The 18,186-nt window shown below is 44.4% G+C and carries 15 protein-coding genes and 2 tRNA genes; 9 read left to right on the forward strand and 8 right to left on the reverse strand.

Going from position 1 to position 18,186, the window contains the following annotated elements; genetic code table 11:
• Positions 1-9: 9 nt before the first annotated feature.
• The 4 genes from ACQ96U_RS06845 to ACQ96U_RS06860 form a co-directional block, all read right to left on the reverse strand.
• A complete protein-coding gene (locus ACQ96U_RS06845; protein WP_431720498.1) occupies positions 10-801 on the reverse strand; it encodes a hypothetical protein in 792 nt (263 codons plus the stop codon).
• Positions 785-1,954 carry a glycosyltransferase family protein gene (locus tag ACQ96U_RS06850; RefSeq protein WP_431720499.1) on the reverse strand — a complete coding sequence of 390 codons (1,170 nt, stop codon included), beginning with the start codon at positions 1,952-1,954 and terminating at the stop codon, positions 785-787. Before ACQ96U_RS06850 ends, ACQ96U_RS06845 begins: the two co-directional genes overlap by 17 nt.
• Complete coding sequence (locus tag ACQ96U_RS06855; RefSeq protein WP_431720500.1) at positions 1,954-3,168, reverse strand: glycosyltransferase family protein; 1,215 nt, start codon at positions 3,166-3,168, stop codon at positions 1,954-1,956. The genes ACQ96U_RS06850 and ACQ96U_RS06855 overlap by 1 nt, the downstream gene beginning before the upstream one ends.
• A gap of 178 nt (positions 3,169-3,346) precedes the next feature.
• A complete protein-coding gene (locus ACQ96U_RS06860; RefSeq protein ID WP_431720501.1) occupies positions 3,347-4,615 on the reverse strand; it encodes an adenylate/guanylate cyclase domain-containing protein in 1,269 nt (422 codons plus the stop codon).
• A gap of 176 nt (positions 4,616-4,791) precedes the next feature.
• On the opposite strand from ACQ96U_RS06860, the gene ACQ96U_RS06865 reads away from it, so the two are divergent.
• The gene (locus ACQ96U_RS06865) at positions 4,792-6,147 is read left to right on the forward strand and encodes an adenylate/guanylate cyclase domain-containing protein (protein ID WP_431720502.1); all 1,356 of its coding nucleotides are present in this window, start codon (positions 4,792-4,794) and stop codon (positions 6,145-6,147) included.
• A 39-nt stretch (positions 6,148-6,186) separates the two neighbouring features.
• Here ACQ96U_RS06865 and ACQ96U_RS06870 read toward each other — a convergent pair whose 3' ends face one another.
• Positions 6,187-6,837, reverse strand: a complete 651-nt coding sequence (locus ACQ96U_RS06870; RefSeq protein ID WP_431720503.1) for an HD domain-containing protein — start codon at positions 6,835-6,837, stop codon at positions 6,187-6,189.
• Between the two features lie 29 nt (positions 6,838-6,866).
• The gene (locus ACQ96U_RS06875) at positions 6,867-7,322 is read right to left on the reverse strand and encodes a cyclic nucleotide-binding domain-containing protein (protein ID WP_431720504.1); all 456 of its coding nucleotides are present in this window, start codon (positions 7,320-7,322) and stop codon (positions 6,867-6,869) included.
• Between the two features lie 331 nt (positions 7,323-7,653).
• Here ACQ96U_RS06875 and ACQ96U_RS06880 point away from each other — a divergent pair, with 331 nt between their 5' ends.
• Complete coding sequence (locus ACQ96U_RS06880; RefSeq protein ID WP_431720505.1) at positions 7,654-9,093, forward strand: aldehyde dehydrogenase family protein; 1,440 nt, start codon at positions 7,654-7,656, stop codon at positions 9,091-9,093.
• A gap of 77 nt (positions 9,094-9,170) precedes the next feature.
• Here ACQ96U_RS06880 and ACQ96U_RS06885 read toward each other — a convergent pair whose 3' ends face one another.
• A complete protein-coding gene (locus ACQ96U_RS06885) occupies positions 9,171-10,823 on the reverse strand; it encodes an electron transfer flavoprotein-ubiquinone oxidoreductase (RefSeq protein WP_431720506.1) in 1,653 nt (550 codons plus the stop codon).
• Between the two features lie 543 nt (positions 10,824-11,366).
• Between ACQ96U_RS06885 and ACQ96U_RS06890 the strand changes: the two genes are divergently transcribed.
• From ACQ96U_RS06890 to ACQ96U_RS06920, 7 genes are all read left to right on the forward strand, one after another.
• The gene (locus ACQ96U_RS06890) at positions 11,367-12,116 is read left to right on the forward strand and encodes an electron transfer flavoprotein subunit beta/FixA family protein (RefSeq protein WP_431720605.1); all 750 of its coding nucleotides are present in this window, start codon (positions 11,367-11,369) and stop codon (positions 12,114-12,116) included.
• A complete protein-coding gene (locus ACQ96U_RS06895; RefSeq protein ID WP_431720507.1) occupies positions 12,116-13,042 on the forward strand; it encodes an electron transfer flavoprotein subunit alpha/FixB family protein in 927 nt (308 codons plus the stop codon). Before ACQ96U_RS06890 ends, ACQ96U_RS06895 begins: the two co-directional genes overlap by 1 nt.
• A 519-nt stretch (positions 13,043-13,561) precedes the next feature.
• Positions 13,562-14,212, forward strand: a complete 651-nt coding sequence (uvrY, locus tag ACQ96U_RS06900; RefSeq protein WP_431720508.1) for a UvrY/SirA/GacA family response regulator transcription factor — start codon at positions 13,562-13,564, stop codon at positions 14,210-14,212.
• Between the two features lie 228 nt (positions 14,213-14,440).
• Positions 14,441-16,291: an excinuclease ABC subunit UvrC gene (gene uvrC / locus ACQ96U_RS06905; RefSeq protein WP_431720509.1), complete on the forward strand. Its 1,851-nt coding sequence runs from the start codon at positions 14,441-14,443 to the stop codon at positions 16,289-16,291.
• A gap of 61 nt (positions 16,292-16,352) precedes the next feature.
• The gene (pgsA, locus tag ACQ96U_RS06910) at positions 16,353-16,910 is read left to right on the forward strand and encodes a CDP-diacylglycerol--glycerol-3-phosphate 3-phosphatidyltransferase (RefSeq protein ID WP_431720510.1); all 558 of its coding nucleotides are present in this window, start codon (positions 16,353-16,355) and stop codon (positions 16,908-16,910) included.
• A gap of 103 nt (positions 16,911-17,013) precedes the next feature.
• Positions 17,014-17,089: transfer RNA gene (locus ACQ96U_RS06915), tRNA-Gly, on the forward strand.
• 10 nt (positions 17,090-17,099) lie between these two features.
• Positions 17,100-17,173, forward strand: a tRNA-Cys gene (locus tag ACQ96U_RS06920).
• Positions 17,174-17,211: 38 nt separating this feature from the next.
• Here the strand turns inward: ACQ96U_RS06920 and ACQ96U_RS06925 are convergent.
• On the reverse strand, positions 17,212-18,003 hold the full coding sequence (locus ACQ96U_RS06925) for a substrate-binding periplasmic protein (RefSeq protein ID WP_431720511.1): 792 nt from the start codon (positions 18,001-18,003) through the stop codon (positions 17,212-17,214).
• Positions 18,004-18,186: the final 183 nt, after the last annotated feature.

Below are 18,186 nucleotides of genomic sequence, written 5' to 3' on the forward strand. Positions count from 1 at the left end.
GAGGCCCTCCTAACGGCGAGCAGGCGAAAATAAAGCCATAGGTAACTGCCAGTGGACCGTTACCTGTTCTTCAATCCAAGGTAAGAATGTATTCAAAAACAGCCAGCATCTGTCATCATGTGCTAGATGATGCGTCATTAGGCCAATAGGGGTAGGTGATTTACCCGGTAGTGTTGAAGTTCGCTGTTGTTGTAAAACACGTAACCATTGCCCCAGGACCTGCCCAGTGCCTGCAAACTGGCGGGTTCGCCAGTTAATAATATCAATATGCACATGAGCGACTTTAAGTCCAGGTACCGTATTTTGCGGACCCAGACCAGACCACCCCCAGTAACCCCAAGCCGGTAAGTGAACCAGCAAATCACTGCGCATTCGATTCCAGGGTGGCACCAGGACGGGTAAAAACTGATCACCAAATAGTCCTGCTAAATAGGTAGCACCACTTTGCAACTCCTTAGCGATTGCCGCTAACGGCCGATCCTCATCAAGCTCACACTTTTTGCGGGTTGCAGGAGCATAATTTTTATGACGATAACCGTGCTGTAAAACCCAGCATCTCGGTTCTGACTGTACACGCCGGGCCAGGCTATTGGTTGCACCTGCAGGAATAACAGCTAAAGCCAATGTGCTACTGTACTGCTGGCGGTTAATTTTAAGTAACTGCTCAAGTGCGGGTGTATAGGTTTGGGCATCGTCATCCCGCCACCAAAGCGGAACCCCACCAAACTGCTGCTGCCATTTATCCAACTCAATGGTGAGTGCCCGCCAAAGTGCTGGTGCTTCATCAAGCAGACTCGTCATTCAGCCACCGTTTGATCATATTCACTGTTTGCCATTGCCCACCCAGGGTAATGGGAGAAGGGGATACCTTAGGGTTTAAACGGACAGCCTTATCAATACACGCTGCCAGTGCCTGAGGAGAAAGCTGTTCAGCTTGCGCATAGTAACAACAGCCGGTAGCTAATAAACGTTGTGCACGAAACAGCTGCTCAGTTTCTTCTGCATTGGCAAACGGTAACAGTAATGCAGGGCACTGTGCGACTAACACATCCATCACGGTATTATAGCCAGCCTGAGAAATAGACAGCCCCGCTGCAGCTAACAGGGATACAAAATCATCCCTTAGTCCTTCAACTTCGATACTGCCATGCGCTATATCCTTACTGGCCTCAGCAAGCGTTTGACGAAGCCTGTCACTACTTCGAGGTCCCAGCAAGAAACGCCATGTCCAATGTGCAATCGTAGAGTAGGGGCGAGCCGCTAAAAGCGCCATGATCATTTGTTCAGCCACAGCACTACTGCCTGCAGATATGACAACTTCCTGCTGAGGTGCAGCCTTCGTCAAATGACCGATCTCAGGTCCGACATAGCCAGTATAGTGAAGTAATGAAGTGATACGGTCTGCTGCAGGAAAGGTATCCTGTAGACGGATAAAGTGCTCATCACTATGGACCAGTACGGCATCAAAGTACTGCTCTAACTGATGAATAACCCAGTCTTGTCGTTGCGGTTCACGCACAAACTTATCCACCAAAATATCCCGCAATGAACACATGACTTTACAGGTACTATGTGCTTTTAACTCCGCCAGAATAGGGGTTAGCTCATGGCTGAATGCCCGACGACCAAAGGGGTACATTTCAACTAAAAAAACATCGGGTGATGCTTTTTTGATTGTGTCCATCAGTACCTGTTGTCGCTGCTGCCAATAACCTGCCGAAACTGGCTGATCCTCAACAGTCACCAGCTCACTGAATGATGCATCAGGTACTTTTACTGGGGGCAACTGGACCCAGTCACACCCCGCAAACAGCGATGGACTTGTCTTCTCACCACCCGCTACAACAGTAACCTTAAACCCTGACTGCAGACAGGCAGCCGCAATACGTGCTAGCCGATATAAGTGACCAACTCCCAGCAAATGCTGGCAATACATCATAATATGGTGAGGCATTACTCCTCCGCCTCAGTAGAATGATCCAATCTATGCTCACCCAGCAGTTTAAGAAATCGCTCAGCAATTCGATCCTGCCCAGTCAGTAATCCATTAATTTGATCGTCCACTAGTGGTGACTGATCCGATAGTTGTTGTAAAGCCTGAACCATACGTTCTGTTGAACCACCTTCATCAGGGTCTAGTACAGACACTAGTCCTAATGCTTCAGCTTGTTTAGCTCGAATAAACTGCTCTAACCGGGGTTTTTTACGTGGCACCAGCAAAGAAGGTTTTCGAAGCGATAAAATTTCACAAAATGTGTTGTAGCCTCCCATCGCCACAACCGCTTTGGCATTGGCCATGAGAGCTTCAATGTGTCGATCAAACGTATGAATCGTGACTTGAGGTAAGCTTGCAGCCCGCTGTTCAAACTGTTCACGCTCTGCTGCTCCCATAAACGGACCAAGGATAATGACTGCAGCAAAGGGCAGACGGGTTGAAGACTCATAAGCCCGTAATACCCAGTCGACTAATTCAACCCCATCACCACCGCCGCCAGGTGTCACCAGCAAATAATGTTCTGGTAATGTACTAAAATCCAACTCTGCGGTTTTAGGGACATGACGCGCCAAATACCCCGTAAAATATAAGTGTGGTTCCACTGGCTCAGGAAAATGAATACCGGCCAGCGGACTCCCTGTTGAAGCTGGGCCATAGACCCAAATATCATCATACAAATCCAACAATTTAGGAGGAATGCCTTTTTGCTGCCACTCTTCGGCTAACCACTGAGGATCATCCATCACATCACGCAATCCCAAAACAGTCTTAACACCTATTTCTCGAAGTACACGCAACGTTGGCTCTACCTCACCTTTAAGCCCTAAGGGTTCCTTATCAACCAGAAATATATCTGGCTGAAAACTCAGTGCCGTATGTTGAATAATCGCTTTACGAATATCCAGCGTCTGCTGTATATCAATATGCAATCCAAGTGATGTGTATTCACCATTATAAAGTTTAATCACTCCTGGGATACGCACATAGTCAACCCTGGCTCGAAACTCAAAACGGCCAATAATGGGTGAGCCTGAAATAATCAACACTGACAGGCCTTTAAAGCGCTTCACCAACGCATGAGCGATTGTACGACAACGTCGTAAGTGGCCTAAGCCATATGTGTCATGACTATAAATCAACAGACGTGCATTGTTCAGTCTAACCTGAGCCATGGACCCTCTCAGTGATTAAGCGTATACCGCCATTTAAACATCATCCGCAGTATACCCTTCACGAATTATTCTCAGCTTCGCATTGGGTATATATTCACGATTTCTTGGAGCTATATAATGCCTTTGTAACGCAGTCCGGTGCAATAAAGCTACTCATCTCTTATAGAAAAACGGCAAACTATAATGCAACACCCGGCGTATTGGTAGACGGTTGAGCTTGAAGAAATTGTTGGAGAGTATGAATTTGTAGCGGCTCAGCCACACCCCGAACACTATAACTACCAAGGAAAACGGTTGGCTCAACCACATTAGCGGCAAATTCTGCCGTTAATAACAGGTCAACGCCTAAAGACTTCGTCAGCTCTTCAAGCCGAGCTGTCCGATTAACCGCTGGCCCCATGACGGTGAAATCCAAGCGAGATAATGACCCTACATTACCATAAACCACTTCACCCACATGAAGTCCCACACCAAACTCCAGTACAGGTAGCCCACGCGCCACTAAGTCTTTATTGAGCTGTTGCAACTGATTGTTGGCATCAATCGCTGCCTGTAACACAGCAGAACAGGCTTTAGCGACTGACCCCAGTGTTTCCGTGGTAAATACAATCAACATGGCATCACCAATAAAACGTAAAACTTCTCCGCCACGTCGAGTGACCGCATTCGTCACCACTTCAAAATAGGTATTCACCAGCTGTAGCATAGGCTCTGTCGACAAAGATTCCGTTAACTCAGTAAAATTGCGTAAATCACTGTACCAAAGTGCACACTCAATCAGTTCTGAATCACCTCGCTTAACCCGGCCTTTTAATATTTTCTGACCTGTTCTGGGTCCAACATAAGTGTTTAATAATGACCGAATAATACTACGGGCAGAAAAGACTTCGAGTACTGGAAGTAGATATAACAATAAAGCCCGCCATTTTTTTAAATCATCTGCTGAAAACCCCTCAGGGTTGTCACTGGCAATGATAAATGCATTCACTGACTGGTCAGAAAACTGCAATGGAAAAGCGACATAGTCAGTCACCCCCTGTGCTTTAAGCTCTTGTAATACAGTATGAGCATGTTCAGGCAAATCCCCTGTAAGGGTGTAGTGCACCATTCGGCCATGTTCACGTACTTCTTCAATAGGGCTACCGCGATAAGATGGAGTACTGTCTATCCCATGAGCAGGGGCAAACACCTCGATTTCATCTTGTTCTCGCCACCAGGTATAAGCACGGCCAGTGATTTCTGGGTCAATCGTGTTTAGTGTGATTCGGATACGTGCCACATCAGCACCCGCTCTTAACAAATGGGCGGCTAAACACTTTAAGAAGAGGGCAGGGTCTGTCACTGCACGGCCTGAAGTTAACAGCCAGCTTACCGTTTCTGAGATACACCAGCCTTCAAACCCACCCCACAAAACCTCTTGCCATATTTCATGTTTATTTGATGCCACAGGCGTTGACTCATTTTTTGTTGAATGATGTGTCTCTTCATTAAACCCTATTAAGTCTTAGTCCCCACCTGCCTCATAATCCAGTCAGGGACTACACTTTTTTCTAAAGGCAGCGCTTAATGCTTGTCTAAAAGGCTGTGACGGTCACACTCACAGCTCAACCTGAGGAATGGCCATTGTATATACCCCATATCCGCCAGCTTCCTAAACGCATTCTGTACGCGGTTAGACAACAGCAAGCCGAAAGTGAGCGTGTTATTGCCTGGGTAGAAATTGTAATTGTGTTACTCTTTATCCTGCTTTATAGCAGCTCGCCGAAAACATTCACCCGTCAGCACAGTATTTTTAACCTTAGTGAGTGGCAAAATGGCTGCTGTTCATTATGGGAACTTATTCAGTCAGAGCCTGTACCCTGGGCACTGGGCGTCTACTTAATTTTTTCAGCTATTCGTTTAATATTAGTTTATCGCCTACCCAGTCGTAATTGGCATGCCTATCTGGCGATATTTATGGATTTTATGCTGCTCTACAGCTTAATCTGGAGTTTTCATATTCAGTATATGCAACCTGCTGCTTTTTATTTAAAAGCACCCACCATGTTGTATGTTTTTATCTTTATTGCGATTCGCGCTTTACGCTTTGAACGACGATTTGTGCTGTTCTCAGGCCTTTGTGCGGCAGTGGGCTGGTTCTTGCTGATGTTGTATGCGCTATACCATGACCCGACTCAGAATCTGATGACCCGTAATTATGTCGAGTACCTAACCTCTAACACAATTTTAGTGGGTGCTGAGCTAGATAAAATAATCACCATTGGCTGTGTAACATTAATTTTGGCAATAGCGATAGGGCGCGGCCGTCATTTGTTAATTGAAGCCGTTTTTGAAAGCAGTACTGTTGAAGACTTATCTCGGTTTGTCCCAGAAACAGTTGTAAAAAATATTTCAACCAGTGAAGAGCGCTTACAAGCGGGTAATGGTGAAGTCAAAGAGGCAACCTTACTCTTCACTGATATTGAAGGGTTTACCAGCCTCAGTGAACACCTGCCCCCAGAACAACTCATCCAAGTGTTAAATGACTACTTCAGTATTATTGCTGAACCTATAAAACGCTATGGCGGCACCATTAACCAGTTTCAAGGAGATGCCATTCTCGCTTCATTTAATATTCCTATTACTGCAGATAATCATGCAGCCAATGCTATTAATACTGCGCTTGCTATTCCTGAAAAGCTCACCATTAGCGAAACAACGTTACGAACCCGTATTGGTATTAATACAGGACGGGTCGTGGGTGGCTTGGTAGGTACGGCTGAGCGATTGACCTATACCGTCCATGGTGAAGCCGTCAACCTTGCGGCTCGGCTTGAAGCATTGAACAAAGACTATGGCACCAGACTTTTAATTACTGAGTCGACTCGACAGGCTGCAGGTGAAGAAACATTTGAATATCAACGGGTCGATAAGATCAAAGCCAGAGGGTTAACACATAGCACTGAAATTTATACGGTTAAGCGCAAACAGACCTCATAAGCAAATAATAGATTTAAGGGTACCTCTAAAAATATATCCTCAAGGCGCAGCTTGCTGTTGGGGTCTTAGCTTGCCCTGCTTCACCTCACGAATAAAGCGTTCCAAGTTTTGCTTTGCCTGTTTGCCATAATTTTTTTCAAAATAATCCGAATAAAAAAACCGGGGTCTTTTGAGTAAAGAAGTAAAAAAGGCAATTTGGCGTTGATAGTACTCGTTGTCACAAAGAGGACTTTCTGCACGGACATTCATGGTATCGTGGAGAAACTCAGACCAGGGTAGGGCAATGCTGGATAAATCAATATCGACAATAAAGCGGCCATCATGGGATTTTGGGGGAGCCTTATGTGTAGTATCCATAATAAGCTGACGAACTTTACCGTTATAAAGCTCACTCAAGCGCTTACAGCTACACTCACTAAAATACTCAGAGCTTTGCAGCTCATTATCCTGCGCGCCACACTCATAGATCACATCGTGAAACCATAACGCAAGCTCTACTGCATCAGGATCATTCAGTTCATCCCTGACCTTATCAAACTGTTCTAAACAAAAAGTAATATGCTCTGCTGAGTGGTAATGCCGCTCAATAGAGTCATAGTATGAATAGAGCCGATTGAATATCGCCTCTGCTTCATCAGAGTCAGAGTCCACCACTCGGCGCCATAAATCAACAAACCGCTCTCGATTCATGCAAACTCCCTCAAGAATCGCCTACCTTACTATTGTAGTAGCTGTACCTGTAGGATTTCATATTGTTGCTGAGCTTCAGCAATCTTACGACTCAGTTGACGCATTACATCCAGTGCAACATCTGGGTTTTCAGTCAACAGTTTTAAAAACAAGTCAGAGCTTATTTTCAGCATTTGCACAGGGCCCTTTGCGCGAATCGTAGCAGAGCGAGGCTGATTAGTAATCACTGCCATTTCACCAATCAGAGCATTTTTGCCACGGACCGCATTAACAACTTCCCCAGCTGATGTATTTGAAACCACTTCCACCTCACCAGACATGACCACATAAGCGCCATCCGGTGACTCACTCTGGTGAAAAATAATTTCCTTATCCCGATAGCATAATGCTTCACTGGTGAATGCCAATAGCCTGAGCTTGTTCTTATCCAGCTTGGCAAACATTGGCACGTGACTAAGCAGCTCAACTTCCTCATTGATATCCACGTGCAAACCCTCAATCGTTATTTTTTTCGTCAGTGCTCAATGCAACAATAACTCAATATCTACAACCCTCGCAAGCACCTCCCCCTACGTATATAAGGATATACGTCACTTATCAACATAACCTAATTTTATTGATGCTATTTTAGGCACGAACAACAATGCAATTAGAAATTTAATATAACAAACAGCCTTTAAAACAAGCTATAACAAATAATATGCGATTATAAGTAGGAAAAAGGTATGATGAGATACTATTAATAGACAATAGATTATGTATTTATAGCCACAGCAAAGGATTTATTGATGGCTGGTATTACAAGGAATATACCGAATGGATCAGGATATCCTCTTAAAGACTTATAGCCCCATCGACAACAGCCTTTATGTCGAGCGCCCGTTTGCAGAACCACGCCAAATAACTGCGATTGTGGATCGCCTTCAAACAGCCCAACAAGCGTGGCGGTCTTTATCTTTACCCGAAAAAATTAAGCTGTGTGCAGCTGCACTTGCACGATTACAAAGTCAACAACTCGAAATAGCTGAAGAACTTTGCTGGCAAATAGGCCGTCCCATTACTCATGCTGCCGAGGAAATAAGGTCATTTACAGAACGATGTAGCTATTTATTACAGATTGCTGAGGAGTCATTAGCACCGCTGCCTATTTCAAGTGATACCACACTCATACGCTACATCAAGCGTATCCCCCTGGGTACCGTCTTCATTATCAGTGGCTGCCATTACCCTTATTTAAATTTAGCTAACTCACTTATTCCCGCATTACTTGCAGGCAACACGGTACTACTTCGTCACTCCCATCAGTCACCGTTATGCGCTGAGCGTTTAGTTGCTGCATTTAAGGAGGAGGGAATGCCTGATGGTGTATTGGAATACCTCCATATCACAGCAGACCAAACCTGTGAGTTGATTGCCTCAAACCAAATTGACTATGTCAGTTATACCGACCAGTATGGTGTTAATCCCGCCATCAGCCAACAACTGGTAGCCTCAGCAAAACCCTGTTACATCGAACTCAGTGGGAAAGACCCTGCGTACATACGCCATGATGCGGATTTGAATTACACCGTACCTCAGGTCATGGATGGCGCATTTTATAACGCAGGACAATCGAATTGTGCTGTGGAACGTATTTATGTTCACCATACTCTGTACAACGCCGTACAAGAGAAAGTCACTCGCTGGGTAAAACAGCTGGTTTTAGCGCGCCCCAACTTACCTGAAACAACCCTTGGACCCCTGGTCAATCAAGCCGCAGCAAATCATGTTCGAAACCAGCTCAAGCAGGCGTTAAAGCAAGGTGCAACCCCCTTAATTGACCCGAACCTCTTCAAAAATGCACCACCTCACTCACCTTATGTTGCCCCTCAAGTACTGACTAACGTCAAACAAAGTATGGCCATTATGCAGCTGCCCACCCAAGGCCCGCTGGTCACCATCACTCCCGTAAACTATGATGCCGAAGCAATCGCCTTAATGAATGATTGTCAGTTTGGCTGCTCTGCAGGTATTTTTACCGAAGATATTGAATCCGTTGAACTGATTGGCGAGCGATTAAACACTGGGACGGTTTATATGAACCGCTGTGACCTGATTGATCCAGCACTCAGTTGGCGAGGCTGTAAACAGTCAGGTATAGGCTCGTCTTTATCACGAACCGGCTTTGATCAACTGACACGACCCAAGTCTTTTTATTTACAAGCTTCTAGTGGCAGTAAAACCAGTGGTCATTGGATACTCAAGGTGGCTAATTAGGTGGGAAGGGGGCGTACCCTTAAACAGGCTAGAGCAGCCTGTTTAAGAGGGAGCGGTATTTATATTTAGGCAATCAATTACATATTGGGATAATTAGGACCACCACCAGCCTCAGGCGTTACCCATGTAATATTTTGTGCAGGATCTTTAATATCACAGGTTTTACAGTGCACACAGTTTTGCGCACTAATCTGAAATTCCGGCTGGCCTTGCTCATTCTCAATCACCTCATAGACACCTGCAGGACAATAACGCTGCGCAGGCTCCGCATATTTAGGCAGGTTATCACTGATTGGAATGGACATATCAGCTAACTGTAAATGGCATGGCTGATTTTCTTCATGGTTGGTAAAAGATAAATAAACTGAACTTAACTTATCAAAGGTCAGCGTATTATCTGGTTTAGGATAATTTAGTGGTTTTGCATCAGCAGCAGGAGTTAGGGTTGCATAATCGGGTGTGGCATCTTTCAATGTAAAAGGCAATTTGCCACGCATAATATTTAAATCAAAAAAAGCAAATGCAGCACCCACAATATTACCAAATTTATGCATCGCCGGACCGAAGTTACGTTGCTCATGTAACTCATCATGTAACCATGATGCTTCAAAAGCACGCTCATACTCATCCAATGTATCCCCTTGCCGACCTTGACCCACTGCAGCAAATACGGCCTCAGCCGCCAACATGCCGGATTTCATTGCCGTGTGAGTTCCTTTAATCTTGGCATAGTTCAATGTACCCGCATCACAGCCAATCAACACACCACCAGGAAATACCATTTTGGGCAGTGCCTGGGGTCCACCTTTGGTTATCGCCCGAGCACCATAAGAAACACGCTTACCACCTTCTAAATAATGGCGAATTACTGGATGTAATTTATGACGCTGAAATTCATCAAAGGGGCTGACATAGGGGTTGTGATAGCAAAGGTCAGTGATCAACCCCAGCGCCACTTGATTATTTTCAAGGTGATATAAAAAGGTCCCCCCCAAACTACCTGACTCTTTAAGTGGCCAACCTGTAGTATGCACCACTAACCCAGGCTCATGTTTTTCTGCAGGAATATCCCATAACTCTTTGATACCAATACCGTAATGTTGTGGGGTTTTACCCGCATCAAGGTTATATTTGGCAATCAGCGCTTTACCTAAATGCCCCCGACAGCCTTCCGCAAACAGTGTATATTTTGCTTTCAGCTCCATCCCTGGCATATAACTATCTTTAGGCTGACCATCGTTACCAACCCCCATATCACCCGTAATCACCCCCTGGACATGACCTTGCTCATCATAAAGTACTTCTGCTGCTGCAAAGCCTGGGAATATTTCAACACCTAAACTTTCTGCTTGCTCGGCTAACCAACGACAAAGATTACCCAGGCTGACAATGTAATTACCTTCATTATGCATGGGGCGTGGTACTAAAAAATTAGGTATTTTTATTCCCTTTTCTTCGTTGGGCAAAACATAAATATCATCCCGTAATACTTTTGTGTTAAGTGGGGCTCCACGTTGCGCCCAATCAGGAAACAGTTCATCCAGTGCTGTGCTTTCGATGACTGCGCCAGATAGAATATGAGCCCCTACTTCAGAGCCTTTTTCTACTACACATACCGTGATTTCCCGCTCTTGTTGCTGAGCTAACTGCATTAGTCGACAGGCGGAAGATAATCCTGCTGGACCAGCACCTACAATAACAACATCGAATTCCATCGACTCTCGTTGCACGGCTTATCTCCTCTAGGTAGGCGATTTAAGTAACTCGCTGTATTTATATGTTTACTAAAACGTTGTTGAAGAATACGTTTTGTTTATTGATTTGTTGCTTTTTTGCATTATTTTGAATGAGCTATGTGTCGTATAACCTGACATAAAATCATCACTTACCCAAACATCTACAGCAGTTCAATCCAATGATGTGAAAAAATATCTTTTTTGCGCATTTTAAACGCTTGTTTGATTTTTGTCTAATAAGCGCGTAATTTATGTCAACCAGCATACGACCCTATTTAGCAGTACTATCTGTCTGTGTATTGACTATTTTCTCTTGGATATTCGTTCGGTGGTGAAAACCACCACATTAGAAGATAATGTAATAATGAGAAATAGCCTGGCCAATATGACATAAAAACCATGTTAGTGTTGACTTGACCTGTTGTAGGTTAACGTTCAAGATACAGCAGATTACATGTACTACTGTCGTATTTTAAAAGAATGAATTCCGCCAGGGATACTGGTGGTGGCATTAATAAACATCATAATGAGGACGCTATGAAAGTTCTTGTAGCGGTTAAGCGAGTTATCGACTATAACGTCAAGGTCCGCGTCAAACCTGACCACTCTGATGTCGACCTGAACAATGTTAAAATGGCAATAAACCCATTTTGCGAAATTGCTGTAGAAGAAGCTGTTCGCCTGAAAGAAAAGGGCGTTGCCAGTGAAATTGTTGTGGTCTCTATTGGCCCTAAAGAAGCCCAAGAGCAAATTCGGACCGCACTTGCCCTGGGTGCTGATCGCGGTTTACTCATTCAAACTGAGGAGATGCCTTCCTCCCTGGGTGTGGCTAAGCTGCTAAAAGCGGTTGTGGATCAAGAGCAACCACAACTTGTTATCCTCGGTAAACAAGCCATTGATACGGATAATAATCAAACCGGCCAAATGCTTGCCGCATTAACCGATTACCCACAAGGTGCGTTTGCCTCTGCTATTGAAGTAGAAAGCGACCACATCAATGTCACGCGTGAAGTGGATGGTGGTTTGCAAACACTGAAACTATCTTTGCCCGCGGTCATCACTGCAGACCTGCGTCTCAACGAACCCCGTTATGCATCACTGCCGAATATCATGAAAGCCAAGCGTAAGCCTCTGGATACAAAAACACCGGCAGATTTAGGGGTAACGCTCACCAATACCCTGAAAACAGTGAACGTCGAGCCTCCCGCTGAGCGCCAGGCAGGTATCAAGGTTGCCAGTGTGGAAGAGTTAGTGGACAAGCTAAAAAATGAGGCGAAGGTGATCTAATGAGTATTTTAGTTATTGCTGAGCATAATAACCTGGAGTTGCATAAGCCTACACTGAATACCGTTACTGCAGCCCTCGCACTGGGTGATGAAGTTGATATCCTGGTGGCGGGTGCCGCATGTGGCAAAGTGGCTGAGCAAGCAGCTCAAGTGGCTAAAATTCGCAAAGTCCTGTTAGCAGATCATACTGGCTATGAGCATCAACTGGCTGAAAACGTCGGTAAACTGATTGCCACAATAGGGAAGAACTATACCCATATTTTGGCACCTGCAGGCACTCAGGGTAAAAATACACTGCCCCATGTCGCTGCATTACTGGATGTCGATCAACTCTCCGATGTTATCCGAATTGATAGCCCAGATACCTTTGCCAGACCAATTTATGCAGGCAATGCCATTGCGACAGTCCAGTCTAGTGCAGCCATCAAAGTCATGACAATCCGTGCGACTAACTTTGACGCAGCAGAAACTAATGGCAACGCACCGATTGAAACTCTGGATGATGCCTTCAGCACAGAAGCAGTCACCTTTATTAAGGAAGAACTGGCACAGTCGGACCGCCCTGAACTGACCGCAGCAGATGTTGTTATTTCGGGTGGCCGCGGCATGGCGAACGGTGAAAATTTCGAAATGCTTTACACCTTAGCTGATAAGCTCAATGCCGCAGTGGGTGCATCCCGAGCAGCGGTTGACGCAGGCTTTGTACCCAATGATATGCAAGTAGGGCAAACGGGTAAAATTGTCGCGCCTAACCTATATATCGCCGTCGGTATTTCAGGGGCTATTCAACACTTAGCAGGTATGAAAGACAGCAAGGTAATTGTTGCCATCAACAAAGATGAAGAAGCCCCCATTTTCCAAGTTGCAGACTATGGCCTGGTGGCAGATCTTTTTGAGGTCGTACCTCAACTGGAAAATCTATTGTAACAAGCCAATGCCCTCTGCAGGGCTTATTATGGCATACCCACTTTTTTTAATAGTGGGTTAATATCAGAAGATGCGGGTAGCTAAACCTTCAAATGACAAAGGCATCTTCTGATAACCAATGTGCTCACAGTTTGCAGTCAGTGCAGCACAGAATACAAAATAAGCATGATAACCGCACCAATAGACTACAGGTGTGGTAAAACTTAGTAAGAAAATAATACTTAAATTCTTTTTATGTTACATGCTGAGTTTAATAACATGACTTGTGAAAGCATCAGTATTAAGGATAAACTGGCTGGATTAACTTGGACGAAATAACCAATTAAGTCCAGAATATACTCATAGCAGTGATGACATTTATCGTGTTAAGACTGTTATGAAGTTGACTGTAGCGAGCTGATTCGCTCATCGGTTGGAGCCACTGTTCATACCCACAGGGTTTTGCTATTTTATTCAGATTCACCCTGTTCAGTGGCACTAATGCTGATCTAGTAAGATTTATGCCGAGGAGTGTTCCATTTGATTAAAATCCTTGTTGCCGATGATCATGACCTCGTCCGCACTGGCATCACCCGTATGTTACAAGATGTCAATGAGTTGGAAGTTGTCGGCGAAGCACGATCTGGAGAAGAAGCTGTTGACATGGCTCGTCGATTGGTACCTGATGTTGTGCTGATGGATGTTAAAATGCCGGGCATTGGTGGACTGGAAGCAACACGAAAAATTACACGATCCAATCCCAATGTTAAGATTATTGCGGTCACAGTCTGTGATGATGAGCCATTCCCATCACGCTTATTACAAGCTGGGGCTTCTGGATATGTTACTAAAGGCGCGGCACTGGATGAAATGGTCACGGCTATTCGCATGGCCCATCAAGGTAAGCGATATATTAGCCCTGATATCGCCCAGCAGCTGGCGCTAAAACAGTTTGATCAGGAAGGTAAACAGTCTCCTTTTGATAGCCTGTCTGAACGGGAAATTCAAATTGCAATGATGATTGTAAACTGCCACAAAGTTCAGGCTATTTCTGACAAGCTATGCCTCAGCCCAAAAACCGTCAACAGTTATCGCTACCGAATCTTCGACAAACTGAATATTTCCAGTGATGTTGAGCTGACATTATTAGCCGTCAAGCATGGTATGTTAGATACAGAAACCATTCGTTAGGTTACTGTCTGTTAAGCAATAGTTGTATCCTAATGGTCAAGGTGCACTTACTTCAGAAGTGCACCCTGTATGGTTTGTTATTTATCTTACTATGCATGAACTACCTGCCATTCTTTTCCCCAATGTTTATCCCCTCAAGAAAACGTTACAATAGTGAATAAAACATACACTGGCGTATTTTTAGTGATTGGCTATTAACTTACCAACTGACTCGTTTTAGCGACCAACATGACTCAAGCGGCTACCAGTACATTTGATGCTAAACATTTTCTCAAGCTCACCCCCAAACTGCCTGGGGTTTACCAAATGTATGATCAGCAGGATAAAATCTTATATGTAGGCAAAGCAAAAAGCTTGCGTCAACGATTAGCCAGCTATTTTAGCAGCCAGCCCCTGGCCCCTAAAACCAATGCATTAGTTAAAAAGATTGCTCGGGTTGAAACCACCATCACCAACTCTGAAACAGAAGCACTTCTGCTTGAACAGAACCTAATTAAGGCCTTGAAACCGCCCTACAATATTTTACTGCGTGACGATAAGTCCTATCCCTTTATTTACCTGTCTAATGACCCATTTCCACGCCTTAGTTTACACCGAGGCCGACGTAAAGCGCCTGGGGAATACTTTGGACCTTTTCCTTCTGCTTATTCAGTAAAAGAAAGCCTGAACTGGCTACAAAAAATATTTCAAGTTCGCCAGTGTGAAAATAGCTTTTTTAGCAACCGGAGTCGACCTTGTCTGCAGTACCAGATTAAGCGTTGCAAAGCACCTTGTGTGGAGCTCGTGAGTCAGGAAGAATATGCCAAAGATGTTACCCAATCTCGATTATTTTTGCAGGGCAAAAGCCAACAACTGATGTACGACCTGATAGAGGAAATGGAACAAGCCGCTAGTCAATTGGAATTTGAGCAGGCCGCAATCCTCAGAGACCGAGTCAATCATTTACGTCAAATTCAGGAGCAACAAGCCATTGTGGCTTCAGGCCAAGGTGATCATGACTGTATCGCCTTCATAGAACAACAAGGTGTAATCTGCTTTGTGGTTTTAATGATCAGAGGAGGGCGTCTACTAGGCCAACGTACTTTTTTTCATGATATTGCCCTTGAGCTGACTCACGAAGAACAGTTACAAGAATTTCTGGCACAGTTTTATATATCTAATGCCAAGCAGAGAGATTTTCCAACAGAAATCATTACCTGCCAGGCAATACCCGAGCCCGATATTTTTATCACTGCCTTACAACAGAGCTGTGGACAGCGGATAACCTTGAAACATAATGTAAGGGCTGAACGCTTAAGCTGGTTACAATTAGCAGAAAAAAATGCCAAGCAACAGCTTGCAGGTCGTCTTGCCAATAAACAGCATATGCAACAGCGCTTTCAGCAATTACAAACCTTATTGCAGTTGACCTTTTTACCAGAACGTATTGAGTGCTTTGATATCAGCCATACTCAGGGTGAAGCGACAGTTGCTTCTTGTGTTGTCTTTGGCCAAGAAGGCGCTATAAAAAAAGATTACCGCCGTTATAACATCCAAAATATTACCCCAGGTGATGATTACGCTGCCATGCAGCAGGCACTTCAACGGCGCTTTGCCCGTACCGCAGAAGAGGGCTGTATTCCCGATGTGTTGCTTATTGACGGAGGCAAAGGTCAACTCAGCATTGCACAACAGGTGCTGGCAGATTACTCATTATCAACTATCACACTGATTGGGGTCGCCAAAGGCCCTTCAAGAAAACCTGGGCTAGAAACACTACTGATCACAAATAGCCTACATACGATGTATAAACAAGTTGATCCTACGCCTGATCATGGTGGTTTTCTGCTCATACAACAGGTGAGGGATGAAGCGCATCGCTTTGCTATTGCGGGTCACCGAAATAAACGCAGTAAGGCCCGACAGCAGTCTATTCTTGAGCATGTACCCGGTATTGGGCATAAGCGACGCCAGGCATTACTGAAATATTTTGGTGGTATACAAGGTATTAACAGCGCCACTGTCACTGAACTGCAAAAAGTGAAAGGTATTAGTAAATCGCTGGCACAACAGATATATGATACTTTACATCACGAATGAAGCCTCTACACTAGCGGCCGATAAAAGAATAATGCCAACCAAGGAATAGCCCAGAAGTCGCATGAACATTCCGAATTATTTAACGTTACTCCGCATTGTCCTGATTCCCGTTATCGTACTTGTTTATTATTTACCTCAGCCGTGGAGTTACCAGGCCAGTGCCTGCATATTTGCCCTAGCCGGTATTACTGATTGGTTTGATGGCTATTTAGCCCGTCGACTAAACCAGGCTACGCCTTTTGGTGCCTTTCTAGACCCTGTTGCCGACAAATTGATGGTGGCTATCGCGTTGGCGTTATTGGTCGAGGAGTTCTCACACATTTGGCTGACTATCCCTGCCATTATTATTATTGGTCGTGAGATTGTCATTTCTGCACTAAGAGAGTGGATGGCCGAAATAGGCAAAAGAACCAGTGTTGCGGTTAGTTTTATAGGCAAGTTAAAAACTGCCGTACAAATGTTAGCCATCTTTTTATTATTGGCATCACCTGCAGGGTATCTCTCGACTATTTTTTATATCGGAATAAGCTGCCTCTATCTCGCGGCAATACTCACCTTATGGTCTATGGTCGTTTATTTACGCACAGCGTGGGCAGATCTAGCCCCCTTAAAAGAGTAAAGAGCAATCATCTTTACCTCGTTCTTTTAGTTATAATGACGGTTTTTATTAATAACTGCTTGACAGAAAAGCTGAGATGCCTAAAATACGCAGCGTGTCTCAGGCGGGAATAGCTCAGTTGGTAGAGCACAACCTTGCCAAGGTTGGGGTCGCGAGTTCGAGTCTCGTTTCCCGCTCCATTTGAGATTAGGCTGGGTGGCAGAGTGGTCATGCAGCGGACTGCAACTCCGTGTACGCCGGTTCGATTCCGACCCCAGCCTCCATTTTCTTAGCAACAACTTCCCAATCTTTAGATTTGTTGCTAAGCACTACCTTTATACTTCCCCTCTAAAAAATCTTTGTAATAACGTTGATAACGTCCCGTTTTTTTTAGCCAATGCAGACCTTTATTAAATGTCTTTAATAGTTTTTCTGAAGACGCTTTACCCTTGGGAAAGAGTAAGCTAACTGGGTAACGTATCAATGGTTTTGGGTGATATGTAATACGCTTAGCGACATCAGGAGCAAGATGCTCCACTAATAAAAAATGCCCAGAAGTATAAGGGGTGACAAAGATATCAATTCGTCCCCGCAGCAGCATATTTAAATTATTAATATCTTTTTTATTAACAATAATATCAAGCGTTTTGTTATCCACCGCTTGCCATAGTTCTTTATTGTAAGAGTAACCACGGGTAATCCCAATTTTATAAGGCTTTAAATCCTGTAATGTGGTCCAGTTTGGGATGGATGTTTCCCGCAGATGGAACAATAATACTCGCTCAGTATAAAGCGGTTCACTGCAATGAAATTTTAACCGTCGGTAATCGACACAAGCCCAAAAAGCACTGGCATCGACTTTGCCTTTTTCTGCATCAGTGATATTTCTGTCCCAAGAGTTATGATAGATAAATAACACCTGAAATCCTTGATGATTAAACGACTCCGTAATGATGTGATTAATAAAACCACCATGCTTATAGCCTTTCACAGACCAGGGATGAAACTCACCAATGGCAATTTCAACAACCTTCTGATCGCCTGCCCAGGATGAACTTATCCCCGCCCAACACCCGCAGATGAATAATAACAACTGACAGATAATCGACTTCATATCACCCATAACCTTACATTCACACTATTCGGTATTTTTTAGTTATAAAACCAATTGGTTCATTGTCTTGCTCACAGCACTTCACGCTAACCATGGTTTGGTATAAGCTCAAAGGGCCTTTAATTTGCATTATCATAGATACAAGAGTAGGGCAGTACACAGCTTTTCCAAGCTTCATGATGT

This window comes from Zooshikella sp. RANM57 (assembly GCF_050749885.1).
In the GTDB taxonomy this organism is placed as follows: Bacteria; Pseudomonadota; Gammaproteobacteria; order Pseudomonadales; family Zooshikellaceae; genus Zooshikella.

Bases quoted from the DNA above. Each gene is read 5' to 3' on its own strand.
- ACQ96U_RS06845 (WP_431720498.1), bottom strand. From the start codon at position 801: ATGACGAGTCTGCTTGATGAAGCACCAGCACTTTGGCGGGCACTCACC.
- ACQ96U_RS06850 (WP_431720499.1), bottom strand. From the start codon at position 1,954: ATGCCTCACCATATTATGATGTATTGCCAGCATTTGCTGGGAGTTGGT.
- ACQ96U_RS06855 (WP_431720500.1), bottom strand. From the start codon at position 3,168: ATGGCTCAGGTTAGACTGAACAATGCACGTCTGTTGATTTATAGTCAT.
- ACQ96U_RS06870 (WP_431720503.1), bottom strand. From the start codon at position 6,837: ATGAATCGAGAGCGGTTTGTTGATTTATGGCGCCGAGTGGTGGACTCT.
- ACQ96U_RS06880 (WP_431720505.1), top strand. From the start codon at position 7,654: ATGGATCAGGATATCCTCTTAAAGACTTATAGCCCCATCGACAACAGC.
- ACQ96U_RS06890 (WP_431720605.1), top strand. From the start codon at position 11,367: ATGAAAGTTCTTGTAGCGGTTAAGCGAGTTATCGACTATAACGTCAAG.
- ACQ96U_RS06895 (WP_431720507.1), top strand. From the start codon at position 12,116: ATGAGTATTTTAGTTATTGCTGAGCATAATAACCTGGAGTTGCATAAG.
- uvrC (WP_431720509.1), top strand. From the start codon at position 14,441: ATGACTCAAGCGGCTACCAGTACATTTGATGCTAAACATTTTCTCAAG.
- pgsA (WP_431720510.1), top strand. From the start codon at position 16,353: ATGAACATTCCGAATTATTTAACGTTACTCCGCATTGTCCTGATTCCC.
- ACQ96U_RS06925 (WP_431720511.1), bottom strand. From the start codon at position 18,003: ATGAAGTCGATTATCTGTCAGTTGTTATTATTCATCTGCGGGTGTTGG.